Below are 14,999 nucleotides of genomic sequence, written 5' to 3' on the forward strand. Positions count from 1 at the left end.
GTTAAAATGGAAAAGTTGTTTGCGATTCTGGCAGTTACATTGGCTTGGGCTTATGTTATCGGGCGTTGGCAACATGCGCTTAATCCAATTAAGCCTAAATCTCATGAACGTTTATCGCAAGGTATTTTTCGTGTTGGTTTAGAGCAGCTTGCCAAAGCTGCCATGTTGATGATGGCAACTTTGGACTATTTTTCAAACCCAAAACAGGTCGTCCGATTTTTTGTCGTGTACTGAAAGGCAGCCTGAATATTCTAGGGGCAAATTAACAACAATCCATCGTAAAAAACGCTTTATCAAACGCCAAATTTTTCAAATCATTGGGGTGGATAAAGAAATTGCCCACACCGCAATCGCCCCACAAAATATCCACGCCTTCATTATAAGTTCCCCAATCGCTAACCAATTGGAATAACAGCACATAATCTTTCAAATCATACGAGCCATAACCGCGCACATCGTCTTGCGTGAAATACGGATAACCGCCTACGCGATGTTGTTCGCTGTTTGAAAATTCATCATATTTATCGTGTAAATCCCATTCGTAATCATCGTCTTCGGATTTTTCGTCCAAAAAATCAAATAATTCAGGCACCACTTCTCCAAAAGCAAAATCATGTTGCGTAATCGGCTGTGGCGTGGCAGCCTGAAAATGAATTTGGTAACTGTGATTAGGCGGAAACGGTACGCCAGAATCAGTTTCATCAAATTGAACAAAATCAAAATCTTGTTGAAATTCATCTGCGTTTTCAATCACATCGGCATGGTAAATCAATTTGTAGCGCGAATTGTCTGTGTAGTCATCAAAATTGATGCCGTAACAATCGTCTTTGCCGTCAATGAAAAACTGCAAAATGCCCTTGCTCGGAAAATCGGGCAAGGCGGGCATTTGCGCGAAATTGATTTGCGCCAAAAAGAACAAAGGTTCGCCATCAGGATTGTTTGGATAAGCAAAATCGCGTGGTAAATAAGGCTTGCCGCCCACTTTGCTGTCCCAAAGTTGCGTGGGCGTGGCGGTCAGCGTGAATGGTGCGCTGGGCTTGCAACTGGCAATGATTTCATCGGCAAAATCTTGAAATTCAACAGGAATATTTAATGACATAATGGGCTTTCTGTTTTTTGGGGTTAAATTCGGCAACATTTTGTGCTTGCCAACCATTTTATTCCCTCTCCTGTGGGAGAGGGTTAGGGAGAGGGCAAAATGGGCAATGCTCAACAGTTTTTCCCTCTCCCCAGCCCTCTCCCAAAGGAGAGGGAGCAAGTTTCAGGCAGCCTGAAACCTTTGCAAAACCCACTTGCAAGCTGACGTAGGGGCGGATTTCATATCCGCCCTTTTTTCAATTTATTGATAAGAATGAAAATTTCTGCGAACCTAAACGGGGCAGATATGAAATCTGCCCCTACAAACCGAGTTTTGCAAAGGTTTCAGCCTGCATTATTTAGGCAAAACTTTCAAATCAGGATAAGCCTTTTGAATCACAGACTTAAATATCGGCTGATATTGCAGATAATACCATTTCCCATCATTTTCTTTAATCGCAATCAAATTTCCTTTAATTTCAAGACCATTGAGACGTGTGGTGGTCGGAAGCAACACATAATCGCGCCCCGTTTTGGATTTCAAAACCCTTTGTTTTTTCCAATGGATAACATAATCCAAGCTGGCATTTAATTCTTTGGCATCTCTGGCGGTTTCTTCGCCTTGTTTCAACATTTCTTGTTTGATTTTTGAAATGGGCGTGTTGGTTTCTTTTGACAAAGTATCAAAAAAAGCCTGTGGCATCATTGGCATAATGGATTTAACATCGTGTTTGAGCGTGGCGACTTTCATTTTGGCGACATCAGCGCGAATGGTTTTCTCGTCTTGTTCGTCATAAGCAAATGAAAGGGCAGGACTTGCCAAGAATGCCACCAAAACCATTGAAGATAAAAACGATTTCGTTTTCATAAAAATTTCCCCAATCAGAAAAATTTGCATTTCAGGCAGCCTGAAAAGCTGTACAAAACTTTTCAGGCTGCCTGAATTTCATTTTAAATCAAATACAAATCATTGAAATCACAACGCATCAATTACCGCATTCAATTTCGCGCTTGGGCGCATGGCTTGGGCAACTTTGTCGGCATCAACAAAATAATAGCCGTTCAAATCCACCGCTTTACCTGCGCCGCTTGCCAATTCCGCCAAAATTTCGCTTTCTTGGCTGGCTAATTTTTCGGCTACTGGCGCAAAAGTCGCTTTCAAATCCGCGTCTTTGTCTTGCGCTGCCAGAGCTTGCGCCCAATACAAAGCGATGTAGAAATGGCTGCCGCGATTGTCCAATTCACCCGCTTTGCGTTTGGGCGATTTGTCGTTCAACAACAATTGCTCGGTTGCTGCATCCAAAGTGTCCGCCAAAACCTGCGCTTTGGCATTGCCTTCGCGTTGCGCCAAATGCTCCAACGACACCGCCAACGCCAAAAATTCGCCCAAAGAATCCCAACGCAAATGGTTTTCTTCGTTGAATTGCTGAACGTGTTTGGGGGCAGAACCGCCTGCGCCTGTTTCAAACATGCCACCGCCGTTCATCAAAGGCACGATGGACAACATTTTGGCAGACGTACCCAATTCCAAAATCGGGAACAAATCCGTGTTGTAATCGCGCAAAACATTGCCCGTTACGGAAATGGTGTCCAAGCCGTCTTTCATGCGTTTCAGGCTGGCTGAACACGCTTGTTCTGGTGCCAAAATGCTGATTTCCAAACCATTTGTATCCAAATCCGCCAAATAAGTTTTCACTTTTTGAATCAATTCGGCATCGTGGGCGCGGTTTTCGTCCAACCAGAAAATCGCTGGCGTGTTGCTCAAACGCGCACGGTTTACCGCCAACTGAACCCAGTCTTTGATGGGTGCGTCTTTGGTTTGGCAAGCGCGCCAAATGTCGCCTGCTTCCACTTCGTGTGAAGTCAAAACGGTGCCGTTTTCGGTAACGATTTCCACTTTGCCATCGGTTTGAATTTCAAAGGTTTTGTCATGCGAACCGTATTCTTCGGCTTTTTGTGCCATCAAGCCCACGTTTGGCACAGAACCCATGGTTGTGGGGTCAAACGCGCCATTTTCTTTACAGAAATTGATGGTCGCGGTGTAAATGCCCGCATAAGAGCTGTCTGGAATAACAGCTTTGGTATCAATGGCTTTGCCGTTTTTGTCCCACATGCGACCGCTATTCCGAATCATGGCAGGCATGGACGCGTCCACAATCACATCGCTGGGAACGTGCAAATTGGTAATGCCTTTGTCGGAATCCACCATCGCCAAATCGGGGTTTTGGGCATACACTTCGGCAATTTTGGCTTCAATGGCTTGACGGGTTTCAGAATCCAATTTTTCCAATCCAGCCAACAAGTTACCAAAACCATTATTCACATTCACGCCAATTTCAGCCAGCTTGTCGCCAAATTGTTCAAACACAGGCGCGAAAAACACTTTAACCGCATGACCGAAAATAATCGGGTCGGACACTTTCATCATGGTCGCTTTCATGTGCAATGAAAACAGAACACCTTGATTTTTCGCGTCTTTCACTTGTTCTTGCAAGAAAGCAATCAGGGCTTTTTTGCTCATATAAGTTGCGTCAATAATCTCGCCAGCCAATAATTTCAAAGGCTTACGCAATTCGCTTTGTTTGCCCGATTTGTCGGTGAAGACAAATTTAACGGTGGTAGGCTCTTGAACGGTAACGGATTTTTCATTGTGGAAGAAATCACCCGATGACATGGTGGCAATGTGCGATTTGCTGTCAGCAGACCATGCACCCATGCTGTGTGGGTATTTTTTGGCGAAATTTTTCACGGCTTTGGGGGCGCGGCGGTCGGAGTTGCCTTCGCGCAAAACGGGGTTCACGGCTGAACCTTTAATGCGGTCGTAGCGTGCTTGAATGTCTTTTTCTTCGTCCGTTTGTGGATTGCTGGGGTAATTGGGAACGGCATAACCTTTTGATTGCAATTCAGAAATGGCTGCATTCAACTGGGGCATGGACGCGGAAATATTGGGCAATTTAATCACATTGGCTTCGGGTTGCAAAACGTATTCGCCCAACTGTGCCAATGCATCAGGAATGCGTTGATTCTCTTGTAAAAATTCAGGAAACACCGCCAAAATGCGACCTGCCAGCGAAATGTCTGCCAATTCAAACTGCACATCGGCGTGTTTGCCAAAGGCGCGGATAATCGGCAAAAACGATTGGGTTGCCAACGCTGGGGCTTCATCGGTGTGGGTGTAGATGATGGTACTCATATTCAAACTCCTAATATTAAATGGGATTTTTCTTTTTCAGGCTGCCTGAAAACAGACAACGCTTGCGAATTATGGCATAAATTAACCTAAATTTGCAGAGAAAATTCAGTCAGGCTGCCTGAAATATTTTTTGCTTAGGGGCTAATGACAATTTGGGCGCGAGCTTGGTTTTGCAGATAAATTCGTTCAATTCAAGGCGAAAATGTGAGCCAATGCCGTCCATTGGCGAGTATTTTCAACGCAGAATGGGACGAATTTAGCGCAAAATCCAACCGCGAACAAATTGTCATTAGCCCCTAATGAAACGGTTGGGCTTTTTTGTATTTGACTGACTTTTTCCGTAGATACAGATTTTTTAAATTAGACAATTTGTCCAATTCAGGCAGTCTGAAAATAAAATTAGACAAATTTTCAGGCTGCCTTATTGCCAAAATGTCCAAAATCCGTATAATCCGCATTCATCAAAATCAATTGGACAAACCAATATTATGCAGCTAGACATAGACAAACTCGTGGATTATTTTGGCGGCGTGAATGCGCTCGCCGAAGCCTTAAAGCAACACGACCCACTCAATGCCCCCAGTACCGCCGCCATTTATAAATGGCGTACACGCGGTTCGGTGCCAATCAATCAGTTGCAAAAATTAAGCGAATTGGCACAGGCGCAAGGCAAGTATTTAGATTTAAATCAATTTACCAAACAAAATGAATGGAATATGCTCATGAACACCACAAACCGCGTTATTATTTTTGACACCACCCTGCGCGATGGCGAACAATCCCCTGGCGCAGCAATGACAAAAGAAGAAAAAGTCCGCATTGCCCGCCAATTGGAAAAAATGGGCGTGGACGTGATTGAAGCAGGTTTTGCCGCCGCCAGCGAAGGCGACTGGGCGGCGGTAAACGAAATTGCACAAACCATTAAAAATTCAACGGTTTGCTCATTGTGCCGTGCGGTGGAACGCGATATTCGCCGCGCTGGTGAAGCCCTTGCGCCTGCCGCCAAACGCCGCATTCACACTTTTATTGCCACCAGCCCCATTCACATGGAGCATAAATTGAAAATGCAGCCTGCACAAGTGATTGAAAACGCTGTAAAAGCTGTGAAAATTGCCAAAGAATACACCGATGATGTGGAATTTTCTTGTGAAGACGCATTGCGTTCCGAAATTGATTTCTTGGCGGAAATTTGCGGTAAAGTGATTGAAGCGGGCGCGACCACAATTAATATTCCCGACACGGTGGGCTATTCCATTCCGCACAAAACGGAAGCGTTTTTTCGCGAATTGATTGCCAAAACACCGAATAGCGACAAAGTGATTTGGTCGGCGCATTGCCACAATGATTTGGGTTTGGCGGTGGCGAATTCTTTGGCGGCGTTGCAAGGTGGGGCACGTCAAGTGGAATGCACGGTAAACGGTTTGGGCGAGCGCGCGGGCAATGCGGCGATTGAAGAAATTGTGATGGCATTGAAAGTGCGCCACGATGTGTTTGGCTTGGAAACGGGCATTGACACCACGCAAATTGTTGCCGCGTCTAAACTGGTTTCCACGGTTACAGGCTACCCTGTGCAGCCGAATAAAGCGGTGGTGGGGGCAAACGCGTTTTCACACGAATCAGGCATTCACCAAGATGGTGTGTTGAAGCACCGTGAAACTTATGAAATTATGTCTGCAGAATCAGTAGGTTGGGCAACCAATCGTTTGACTTTGGGCAAATTATCGGGTCGCAATGCCTTCAAAACCAAATTGGCGGATTTGGGCATTGAATTGGACAGCGAGGAAGCCTTGAATGCGGCGTTTGCGCGTTTCAAAGAATTGGCGGACAAAAAACGTGAGATTTTTGATGAAGATTTGCACGCGCTGGTGTCGGACGAGATGTCGCATTTGTCAGATGACCGCTATAAATTTGTTTCACAACATATTGTTACGGAAACAGGCGAATCGCCACGTGCTGAAATTGTGTTCAACGTAGATGGCACGGAACATCGCGCTCAAGCGACGGGTTCGGGTCCTGTGGACGCGATTTTTAAAGCGATTGAAAGCGTGGCGCAATCAGGCGCGACTTTGCAAATTTATTCGGTGAACGCGGTTACGGAAGGCACGGAAAGTCAAGGCGAAACCAGCGTGCGTTTGGCAAAAGATGGGCGTGTGGTCAATGGTCAAGGCGCGGACACCGATGTGTTGGTGGCGACCAGCAAGGCGTATTTGTCGGCGTTGTCCAAATTGTCCAATCAAGTTGAGCGGATTAAGGCGCAAGGCAATACGATTTAATGTTCAGGCTGCCTGAAAATTGGGGCGAATCATTTGGTTCGCCCCAATTTTGATTGTTCAGGCAGCCTGAACACGCGTTTTGCGCCACATCGCCCACAAAAACACCGCCACGCCTGCCCACACCCACGCGTAACCAATCAAACGGTTCATGTCCATTTGCTCACGAAACAGAATCAAGCCGCACAGCATTTGCAAAGTCGGCGACACATATTGCAACATACCCAATAAAGACAGGGAAATCCGTTTTGCCGCGCCATTGAATAATAAGAGCGGAATAGTGGTCGCCGCGCCCGAACCGAGCAAAACGGCGGTTTGCAAACCATTCAGTTCCGCAAAAATCAGGCTGCCTGAAACGCCACACCACGCCAAATACGCCAGCGCAAACGGCAACAGCAAAACCGTTTCTAAAGTCAAACCCACCAGCGCGTCCATAGGCGCGAGTTTGCGTATCATCGCGTACAAGCCAAAACTGCCCGCCAGCAAAATGGCAATCCATGGAAATTGTCCGCCCAAAATCGCCAGCCACACCACGCCTATTGCTGCCAAAATCAACGCGAAACTTTGTAAACGATTCATCTGCTCTTTGAATACCAGCCAGCCTAAAAATATATTAAACAATGGGTTAATAAAATAACCCAAGCTCGCATCCACCACGCGATGATGGACAATCGCCCACAAATACACCAGCCAATTCACGCCTATCAGCAGCGATGACAGAAAATAAATCCCCAATAATTTAGGCTGCCTGAAAGCCGTCCACATCACCTGATGTTGCCGATAAATCAACAATAAAATCAAGGAAAACACCGCCGACCACGCCACACGGTTCGCCAAAATCTGTTCGGCAGGCATGGCGGATTGATTGATGGGATACCAGTAAATCGGGAATGTCCCCCAAATCAAAAAACAACCCAACGCATAGAACAAACCCGTGCGTTGGGGATTGGTTTGTGTCGTCATGATTTTCCAGTCAATGAATTATCGGGTTGAATAAATCGCCATTCGCCCGCTTCCAAATCCTGCGTATCCCAATCACCGAAACGCTCGCGGTGCAAGGCTTCCACGCGGTTGCCCGCCGCCGCCACCATGCGTTTGACTTGATGGTATTTGCCTTCCACGATGGTTAAAATCAGCGTGTGTTCATCGCGCAATTCGGCGTGTTCGGCGGCAATGGTTTCATTGTCATCGTGTAATAATACGCCTGTTTTCAAAGTGTTACACAATTCATGGTCTGCTGCGTGTTTTAGGGTAACGCGGTAGATTTTGGCGACTTTGTGTTTGGGCGAAGTCATTTTGTGGTTGAATTGCCCGTCATTGGTGATGAGCAACACGCCTGTGGTGTCCGCATCCAGCCGCCCAATCGCTTGAATATCGGTGGCGCGTAAATGTTCGGGAAACAGGGTAAACACGCTGGGATAATCGCGCGGTTTATGCGAAGTTTCGTAATCCTTTGGTTTATTAAGTAAAATATAATAATAGGGTAGGGGAATAATCACCGCGTCTTCGCCATTAATCACCAAAGTTTGCACATTATCAGGTTGAATTTCGGCTTTCTCGTTATCCCAAATTTCGCCATTGATTTCAATCAGTTGATTTTTGATTAACCATTGGCAGGATTTGCGGCTGGCTATGCCCTGTGCTTGTAAATATTTGAGTAGGTTCATATTTTTCATTTTGATGCTTATTTTTCAGGCTGCCTTTAGTATATACAAAAAAATAAAAAGAAGGCAGCCTGAAAATTTATTCTACATGGTTACGCAAAAACACCCATTCATTTTCCGAACTGGCTGCCGCATTAAACGCATAACCTTCCAAATCAAATTGTTTCAATAATTCAACGTCTTCAATCGCATTTTGCGCCGCATAACGCACCATCAAGCCACGCGCCCGTTTCGCATAGAAACTCACCACTTTATAATTTGCGCCATTTTTGCCGTCTTTAAACACAGGTGTGATAATCCGCGCATTCAAATTGGCAGGCTGAATTACTTTAAAATATTCCTGCGAAGCCAAATTCACCACAATATCGTCTTCCGAACAACCCAAAGTGAAATTCAAACGCGTGGTAACGCGCTCGCCCCAAAATTCATACAAATTTTTGCCGCGCGAATTGGGCAATGCCGTCCCCATTTCCAAACGATAGGGCTGAATCAAATCCAAAGGACGCACAATGCCATACAGCCCCGACAAAATCCGCACATGATTGTGGATGTAGCTGATTTCATTTTCATTTCTGTTATACGCGTCAATGCCTTCGTACACATCGCCATTAAACATATAAATGGCTTGTTTCGCATTATCGGGCGTGAACGGTGCTTGCCACGCCGCATTGCGTTCTGCGTTTTGCAGCGCGAGTTTGTCGGAAATGTGCATTAATTCAGCCAGTTGCTGCGGCGCGAGTGGGCGCAAATCGTTCATCAATAATTCGGCTTGGTCAAGCAGAGGCGGCTGTGAGTAAATTTTCGGCGTGAAATCACGCGTTTCGTTTAAATTTTTGGCGGGGGAGAGCAGGAAATACATGATTTTTTTACCTATTATTGAGTGGGTTAATTTTTTTTCAGGCTGCCTTTGGGTTTACGATAAAAATATTTAGATTACCTGAACTCTGTCCCCTCCTACGCTGGCGGAGGTTAGGGTGGGGGTGGCTCTTTGATTTTCAATGAAATTAATTTGCTCTACTGATTTTCCCCCACCCTAGCCCTCCCCCGTTGGAGACGGGGGAGGGGACAGATTTGTGGCAAAATTTAAAATTCTCGTGTACTGAAAGGCTGCCTGAAAATGATGTTTTGCCTTTATGATTGTTCGGGGCGGAACTCTTTTTTCAGCCGCACATACAAAGTACGCGTGGCGATGGCGATGGTTTCATTGTTTTTATCAAACACGCGCACGGTAAACACGGGCAAATGCTTTTCGCCATCGGCGGTGGCAGACAAAATCGCGTCAATTTCTTCGCGGCTGATTTGGCAATCCAAATACACTTCGCCTTGCGCCGATTTGATGAAATCAATGTGGGCTTCTTTGTCCCACACATAATGTTTTTGTCCAAACAAGCAGTTACACATCATCGCGTAAATGGGGTCGGTCATGGCAAACAGGCTGCCACCAAATTGTGTGCCATGTGAATTTTTGGTGTTGTACCAATTTTTCAGCGTGGCGCGGCAATGGGTGTAATCTTCTGATAAATAAGTGATTCTAATCCCTGTGAAAAACAAGGGCGCCCACAAATTCAAACGATGGCGCAAACGATTGGCGGTTTTGGGTAATTTTTTGGGTAAGGGAAGCATGTGTTATCCTAATGTTTTTATTTTAAAAATAGATTTTCAGGCTGCCTGAAAGTAAGCGATAAATCAATGTAGGGTGCGTATGACACACCGAATTTTAGGTGTTGGTAAAAAATGGTGTACTTAATAAAGGCAGCCTGAAAAATTACTCATCAGCTAACGTATTGGTTTCAAAAAATAAATGCTCCAGCGTAAACGCATTACCAGCCGTGTCGCGCAATTCGCCGTTTGCTGCGCCATGTTTGATGACCAGCAAATTCAGGCAGCCTGCAATATTCAGCACCAAACCTGCTTCCGCGCCACTTGCGTCCACCACTTCCGCGCCAGCCGTTTGCGCCACAGTGCTACGCGCCACCGCCAAACCACGTTTCACTTGCCCACGATATTGGGCGCGCGCAATGATTTCCTGTCCTGGGTAGCAGCCTTTGCGGAAATGCACGCCGCCGATGGTGTGTTGGTTCAACATTTGCGCCACGCAAGTTTCGCTGGTGGCGGCGTGAATCCAAGCATAGCCACTTGAAATTTCATGGATATTCCATACTTCTTCGGCGTGTGGATGGTATTCGGGCAACGTGTTTTGTGGTGCGATTTTCAGGCTGCCTGCATGGGGCAACACGATTTCGCCCACATCATTCATATTCAAAACCAAATGCGGTTCGCTGGGATAAACAGGCGGTGCATTTTCTTGCAGGCTGCCTGAAACGCCCCAATCCGCCAAAATATCCAATTGCACTTTGGCGCGTAACACAAACATTTTCAAGCGTTTAACTACTTTTTCCGCCACATCAGCCGCCAAAGCCAACATCAATTCATCGCCCGTATTCAGCACCAACATATTGGCAATCACGCGACCTTTGGGCGTGTTGTAGGTGGCGTAACAGGCTTGATTTTTCGCTAAATTTTTGATGTCATTGGACAATTGATTGTGCAAAAACTCATGACGGTCATCGCCCGACACGCGAATCACGCCAAAAAAGGGGAGTAGGGTGTGCATAGAGTGTCCTTATTTTTCTGAATCAGTGAAACGCGCTTATTTTACACGGCTTTTCCTGTTGAAAAAACTGCACACCCGCATCTCATTTGAATCATAAAAAATTTAATCCATTCTTTTTCAGGCAGTCTGAACATTGTGTGGGCGTGAATTTGATTTTGTTGATAAAAGTGTTGCGTGTTACGCCCAAATTTTCCTGACTCCACCAAATGGCGCATAGCCAGATTATGCTAATGAATGATACTGGCTATTGGATAAGCCCTCCTTTTTCGCGTACAATAAGACTGTTTGTTAGCACATCTCCCGTGTTGTATAGTGGATTATTTTGTAAACAATGGGGCAATTCTCGTTTAAATCTAATCCATTATAGAAAATAATATTTCTACACTAAAAATCATGGAAGGAAGACTTATGTCTCAAACCTATAACTCAATGACCGACACCGACCCCATTGAAACCCAAGAATGGTTGGATTCACTGGCATCGGTTTTACAAAACGAAGGGGCAGAACGCGCCCATTTTATCTTGGAAAACTTGGTGAAATACACACGCCGCCGTGGCGTACACTTGCCTTTTGACGCAACCACCGCTTATTTGAACACCATTCCCGTAGGTCAAGAAGCCAAATCCCCTGGCAATCACGAATTGGAACACCGCATTCGTGCCGCAATCCGTTGGAACGCGGCAGCCATGGTTTTGCGTGCAGGCAAAAAAGATTTGGAATTGGGCGGACACATTGCGTCTTTCCAATCAGCCGCCACTTTGTATGATGTCGGTTTCAACCACTTTTGGAAAGCCAAAGGCGATGGCGAAGAAGGCGATATGGTGTTTGTACAAGGACACTCCGCCCCAGGCGTGTATGCCCGCGCCTTTATTGAAGGACGTTTGAGCGAAGAACAACTCAATAATTTCCGTCAAGAAATCGGTGGCAACGGCTTATCTTCTTATCCCCACCCCCATTTGATGCCCGATTTTTGGCAATTCCCCACCGTATCCATGGGCTTGGGTCCCTTGATGGCGATTTACCAAGCGCGTTTCTTAAAATATTTGGATTCACGCGGTTTGAGCAAAACCAAAGGTCGCAAAGTATGGTGTTTCTGTGGCGATGGCGAAATGAGCGAACCCGAATCTTTGGGCGCGATTTCATTGGCAGCGCGTGAAGGCTTGGACAATCTGATTTTTGTGATTAACTGTAACTTGCAACGCTTGGACGGCCCTGTTCACGGCAACGGCAAAATCATTCAAGAATTTGAAGGCACATTCCGTGGCGCAGGCTGGAATGTGATTAAAGTGATTTGGGGCAGCAAATGGGACGCACTCTTGGCGCGTGATACCAACAATGCCTTGAAACAACGCATGGAAGAAGTGGTTGATGGCGACTATCAAACCTACAAATCCAAAGACGGTGCTTATGTGCGCGAACATTTCTTCAACACGCCCGAATTGCGCGCCATGGTTGCCAATATGTCGGACGATGAAGTTTGGGCATTGAACCGTGGCGGTCATGACCCACACAAAGTTTACGCGGCTTATCATGAAGCGGTAAACAATCCCGATGGTCGCCCTACCGTGATTTTGGCAAAAACCATCAAAGGCTACGGCATGGGCGCGTCTGGCGAAGGTCAAAACGTGGCACACCAATCCAAAAAAATGGACGTGGCATCTTTGAAACAATTCCGTACCCGTTTCAACATTCAGGTTACGGACGAGCAAATTGACAGTGGCGATTTGCCTTATTTCCGTTTCCCCGAAGACAGCGAAGAAATGCGCTATTTGCGCGAACGCCGCAATGCTTTGGGCGGCTATTTGCCACAACGCAATCCCAATACCGAAGCCTTGCCCATTCCTGCTTTGGAAGCCTTTGACGCGCAACTGCAATCAAGTGGCGAACGTGAGTTTTCTACCACCATGGCATTTGTCCGCATTTTGAATACGTTGTTGAAAGACAAGCAAATTGGCAAACGCATTGTGCCGATTGTGCCTGATGAAAGCCGTACTTTTGGTATGGAAGGCATGTTCCGTCAATATGGCATTTGGAACTTGAAAGGTCAGCTCTACACGCCACAAGACAAAGACCAGTTGATGTTCTACAAAGAATCCATTGACGGTCAAATTTTGCAAGAGGGTATTAATGAACCCGGTGCGATGGCGGACTGGATTGCGGCAGCGACTTCTTACGCGAACAACCGTTACGCCATGATTCCATTCTACATTTACTATTCAATGTTTGGTTTCCAACGCATTGGCGATTTGGCTTGGGCGGCTGGCGACATGCACGCACGCGGTTTCTTGATTGGCGGCACGGCTGGTCGCACCACTTTGAATGGCGAAGGCTTGCAACACGAAGACGGACACAGCCACATTCAAGCGGATTTAATCCCCAACTGTGTGTCTTACGACCCGACTTATCAATATGAGTTGGCGGTGATTGTGCAAGACGGTTTGCGCCGCATGTATGTGGAACAAGAAGATGTGTTCTACTACTTGACCGTGATGAACGAAAACTACAAACACCCTGCCATGCCCCAACGCGCCAATATTGAACGCGATATTTTGAAAGGCATGTATTTGTTCCGCGAAGGCGGTTCAGGCAGCCTGAAAGTGCAGTTGATGGGTTCGGGCGTGATTTTGGAAGAAGTGATTCACGCTGCCGATTTATTGAAAAACGACTTTGGCGTGGAAGCCGACATTTGGTCTTGCCCATCGTTCAATTTGTTGAGCCGCGATGCGATGGAAGTGGAACGCCACAACCGTTTGCACCCCACTGGCGAGCAAAAAGTGGCATTCGTTACCGAGCAGTTGCAAGGTCATGCGGGTCCTGTGATTGTGTCCACCGACTACATTCGCGGTTTTGCGGAGCGCATTCGTTCTGCCATTCCAAAAGAAAATGGCGAATTGGTGGTGTTGGGTACAGACGGTTTTGGTCGCAGCGACAGCCGCGCCAATTTGCGTAACTTCTTTGAAGTAGACCGCTACCACGTTGCCGTTGCCGCTTTGAACGCTTTGGCAAATCAAGGCAAATTGGACAAGAAAACCGTACAAGTGGCGATTGACAAATACGGCATTGCCACAGACGTTGAGCCAAGCTGGAAACGTTAATTGGCGTGTTCAGGCAGCCTGAAAGTCTTTTCTTGCCCTCCCCCTCATTTGGGGAGGGCTGGGAAGAGACAAAATCCAATAGGAGGCAAAAATGGTCATTGATTTACCGCCACATATTGAGCAAATGGTTTTGAATCAAGCACTTGCCAGAAACATCAGCGTGAGTGCTTTGATTGAGCAATGGGCAAAACAGGACGATATGTTATTGATTGATTTTTTTAAACAAAATCCACCAATAGACGCATTTGCCGACATTGACCCTGTTGCCTATCAAAGGGCGGTGCGCGATGAATGGTAAACGTTATTTGTTGGATACCTGTACGCTGATTGGGCTGCAAAAACAAAGTCCTGAAAGTGTGGCATTATTAGCAGAAAAAGGCGTTTATTTATCGCAATGCGGTATTAGTGTGATTACTTATATTGAATTTGTGGGATTTCATGGCGCAGACAAAGCCACATCGCAACATCTGATGGCAATCGCCCAGCGTTTTACGCAATTTCCGATTTCCAATGAAATCCGTGACTTGGCAATCGCTTTGCGCCAGCACCACAAAATCAAATTGCCTGATACACTGATTTTGGCAACCGCCAAAGCGCACAATTTGACCCTATTAACGCTTGATGAGAAACTGGCTAGAATTTATCAACAAACGGATTTAATTTGATGAAAAAATGGCTTTTAATCATGGGCATATTGATGATTTTATTCGGTGCTTACGGCTTGATTTTTGACGACAAAGACCATTGTTTGGATTATGGCGGTTCGTATAACGCGCAAACCAAGCAATGTGAAAAATAGTTTTTACGTCAAAAAATCAATTTTCAGGCAGCCTGAAAAATGACCCAACATTATTTTAGGGGGAAACAAGATGTTACGTTTATTACTGATTGGTAGTTTGTGTTTTACACTTATTGCTTGCACAGAACATCGCCCTGATTGTCTCCAACATCAAGGTACAATGAAATTATGCGGTTGTTGTTGAGCTTAAATCAGTTTATTCGTTCAGGATTGGCAGAACATTATTGGCAACACGGCAAATGTTTCAGGCAGCCTGAACGCATCATTCCCCCATTTAAACAAAAAG

At 46.0% G+C, this 14,999-nt stretch carries 13 protein-coding genes and 1 pseudogene; 6 read left to right on the top strand and 8 right to left on the bottom strand.

What is annotated here, in order from left to right; translation table 11 throughout:
• Nucleotides 1-234: pseudogene (locus Q338_RS14740) on the top strand (hypothetical protein); the annotation flags it as partial.
• Nucleotides 235-262: 28 nt separating this feature from the next.
• On the opposite strand, the gene Q338_RS02150 reads toward Q338_RS14740, so the two are convergent.
• From Q338_RS02150 to Q338_RS02160, 3 genes are all read right to left on the bottom strand, one after another.
• On the bottom strand, nt 263-1,156 hold the full coding sequence (locus Q338_RS02150; protein ID WP_051968423.1) for a YwqG family protein: 894 nt from the start codon (nt 1,154-1,156) through the stop codon (nt 263-265).
• Nucleotides 1,157-1,432: 276 nt separating this feature from the next.
• The gene (locus Q338_RS02155; protein WP_147293713.1) at nt 1,433-1,945 is read right to left on the bottom strand and encodes a hypothetical protein; all 513 of its coding nucleotides are present in this window, start codon (nt 1,943-1,945) and stop codon (nt 1,433-1,435) included.
• 108 nt (nt 1,946-2,053) lie between these two features.
• Nucleotides 2,054-4,270 carry an NADP-dependent isocitrate dehydrogenase gene (locus Q338_RS02160; protein ID WP_034291568.1) on the bottom strand — a complete coding sequence of 739 codons (2,217 nt, stop codon included), beginning with the start codon at nt 4,268-4,270 and terminating at the stop codon, nt 2,054-2,056.
• A 488-nt stretch (nt 4,271-4,758) separates the two neighbouring features.
• Here Q338_RS02160 and Q338_RS02165 point away from each other — a divergent pair, with 488 nt between their 5' ends.
• The gene (locus Q338_RS02165) at nt 4,759-6,543 is read left to right on the top strand and encodes a 2-isopropylmalate synthase (RefSeq protein ID WP_034291569.1); all 1,785 of its coding nucleotides are present in this window, start codon (nt 4,759-4,761) and stop codon (nt 6,541-6,543) included.
• Nucleotides 6,544-6,600: 57 nt separating this feature from the next.
• Here the strand turns inward: Q338_RS02165 and rarD are convergent, their stop codons facing one another.
• The 5 genes from rarD to ygfZ all read right to left on the bottom strand — a co-directional run bounded on the left by rarD (nt 6,601) and on the right by ygfZ (nt 10,818).
• Entirely contained in the window at nt 6,601-7,503 is a 903-nt protein-coding gene (gene rarD / locus Q338_RS02170; protein WP_051968424.1) for an EamA family transporter RarD, read from the bottom strand.
• The gene (locus tag Q338_RS02175; protein ID WP_034291624.1) at nt 7,500-8,207 is read right to left on the bottom strand and encodes a 16S rRNA pseudouridine(516) synthase; all 708 of its coding nucleotides are present in this window, start codon (nt 8,205-8,207) and stop codon (nt 7,500-7,502) included. The genes rarD and Q338_RS02175 overlap by 4 nt, the downstream gene beginning before the upstream one ends.
• A gap of 76 nt (nt 8,208-8,283) precedes the next feature.
• The gene (gene yaaA / locus Q338_RS02180; RefSeq protein ID WP_034291570.1) at nt 8,284-9,063 is read right to left on the bottom strand and encodes a peroxide stress protein YaaA; all 780 of its coding nucleotides are present in this window, start codon (nt 9,061-9,063) and stop codon (nt 8,284-8,286) included.
• 272 nt (nt 9,064-9,335) lie between these two features.
• Entirely contained in the window at nt 9,336-9,827 is a 492-nt protein-coding gene (locus tag Q338_RS02185; RefSeq protein ID WP_034291573.1) for a DUF4442 domain-containing protein, read from the bottom strand.
• A gap of 142 nt (nt 9,828-9,969) precedes the next feature.
• The gene (gene ygfZ / locus Q338_RS02190; protein WP_034291574.1) at nt 9,970-10,818 is read right to left on the bottom strand and encodes a CAF17-like 4Fe-4S cluster assembly/insertion protein YgfZ; all 849 of its coding nucleotides are present in this window, start codon (nt 10,816-10,818) and stop codon (nt 9,970-9,972) included.
• 408 nt (nt 10,819-11,226) lie between these two features.
• On the opposite strand from ygfZ, the gene aceE reads away from it, so the two are divergent.
• From aceE to Q338_RS15290, 4 genes are all read left to right on the top strand, one after another.
• Nucleotides 11,227-13,914, top strand: a complete 2,688-nt coding sequence (gene aceE, locus Q338_RS02195; protein WP_034291577.1) for a pyruvate dehydrogenase (acetyl-transferring), homodimeric type — start codon at nt 11,227-11,229, stop codon at nt 13,912-13,914.
• Between the two features lie 91 nt (nt 13,915-14,005).
• Nucleotides 14,006-14,212, top strand: a complete 207-nt coding sequence (locus tag Q338_RS02200) for a hypothetical protein (RefSeq protein ID WP_034291578.1) — start codon at nt 14,006-14,008, stop codon at nt 14,210-14,212.
• Nucleotides 14,202-14,579, top strand: coding sequence for a type II toxin-antitoxin system VapC family toxin (locus Q338_RS02205; RefSeq protein ID WP_034291580.1), 378 nt, complete (start codon nt 14,202-14,204; stop codon nt 14,577-14,579). The genes Q338_RS02200 and Q338_RS02205 overlap by 11 nt, the downstream gene beginning before the upstream one ends.
• Nucleotides 14,579-14,713, top strand: coding sequence for a hypothetical protein (locus Q338_RS15290; protein WP_257010963.1), 135 nt, complete (start codon nt 14,579-14,581; stop codon nt 14,711-14,713). Before Q338_RS02205 ends, Q338_RS15290 begins: the two co-directional genes overlap by 1 nt.
• Nucleotides 14,714-14,999 lie beyond the last annotated feature (286 nt).

Origin of the sequence: Alysiella crassa DSM 2578 (assembly GCF_000745955.1) — a bacterium.
Taxonomy (GTDB): Bacteria; Pseudomonadota; Gammaproteobacteria; order Burkholderiales; family Neisseriaceae; genus Simonsiella; species Simonsiella crassa.

Excerpts from the sequence above, each read along its gene's own strand:
- Q338_RS15290 (WP_257010963.1), top strand. The coding sequence starts at position 14,579 with ATGAAAAAATGGCTTTTAATCATGGGCATATTGATGATTTTATTCGGT.
- Q338_RS02160 (WP_034291568.1), bottom strand. The coding sequence starts at position 4,270 with ATGAGTACCATCATCTACACCCACACCGATGAAGCCCCAGCGTTGGCA.
- Q338_RS02205 (WP_034291580.1), top strand. The coding sequence starts at position 14,202 with ATGAATGGTAAACGTTATTTGTTGGATACCTGTACGCTGATTGGGCTG.
- yaaA (WP_034291570.1), bottom strand. The coding sequence starts at position 9,063 with ATGTATTTCCTGCTCTCCCCCGCCAAAAATTTAAACGAAACGCGTGAT.
- Q338_RS02185 (WP_034291573.1), bottom strand. The coding sequence starts at position 9,827 with ATGCTTCCCTTACCCAAAAAATTACCCAAAACCGCCAATCGTTTGCGC.
- Q338_RS02155 (WP_147293713.1), bottom strand. The coding sequence starts at position 1,945 with ATGAAAACGAAATCGTTTTTATCTTCAATGGTTTTGGTGGCATTCTTG.
- rarD (WP_051968424.1), bottom strand. The coding sequence starts at position 7,503 with ATGACGACACAAACCAATCCCCAACGCACGGGTTTGTTCTATGCGTTG.
- aceE (WP_034291577.1), top strand. The coding sequence starts at position 11,227 with ATGTCTCAAACCTATAACTCAATGACCGACACCGACCCCATTGAAACC.
- Q338_RS02175 (WP_034291624.1), bottom strand. The coding sequence starts at position 8,207 with ATGAACCTACTCAAATATTTACAAGCACAGGGCATAGCCAGCCGCAAA.
- ygfZ (WP_034291574.1), bottom strand. The coding sequence starts at position 10,818 with ATGCACACCCTACTCCCCTTTTTTGGCGTGATTCGCGTGTCGGGCGAT.
- Q338_RS02165 (WP_034291569.1), top strand. The coding sequence starts at position 4,759 with ATGCAGCTAGACATAGACAAACTCGTGGATTATTTTGGCGGCGTGAAT.
- Q338_RS02200 (WP_034291578.1), top strand. The coding sequence starts at position 14,006 with ATGGTCATTGATTTACCGCCACATATTGAGCAAATGGTTTTGAATCAA.
- Q338_RS02150 (WP_051968423.1), bottom strand. The coding sequence starts at position 1,156 with ATGGTTGGCAAGCACAAAATGTTGCCGAATTTAACCCCAAAAAACAGA.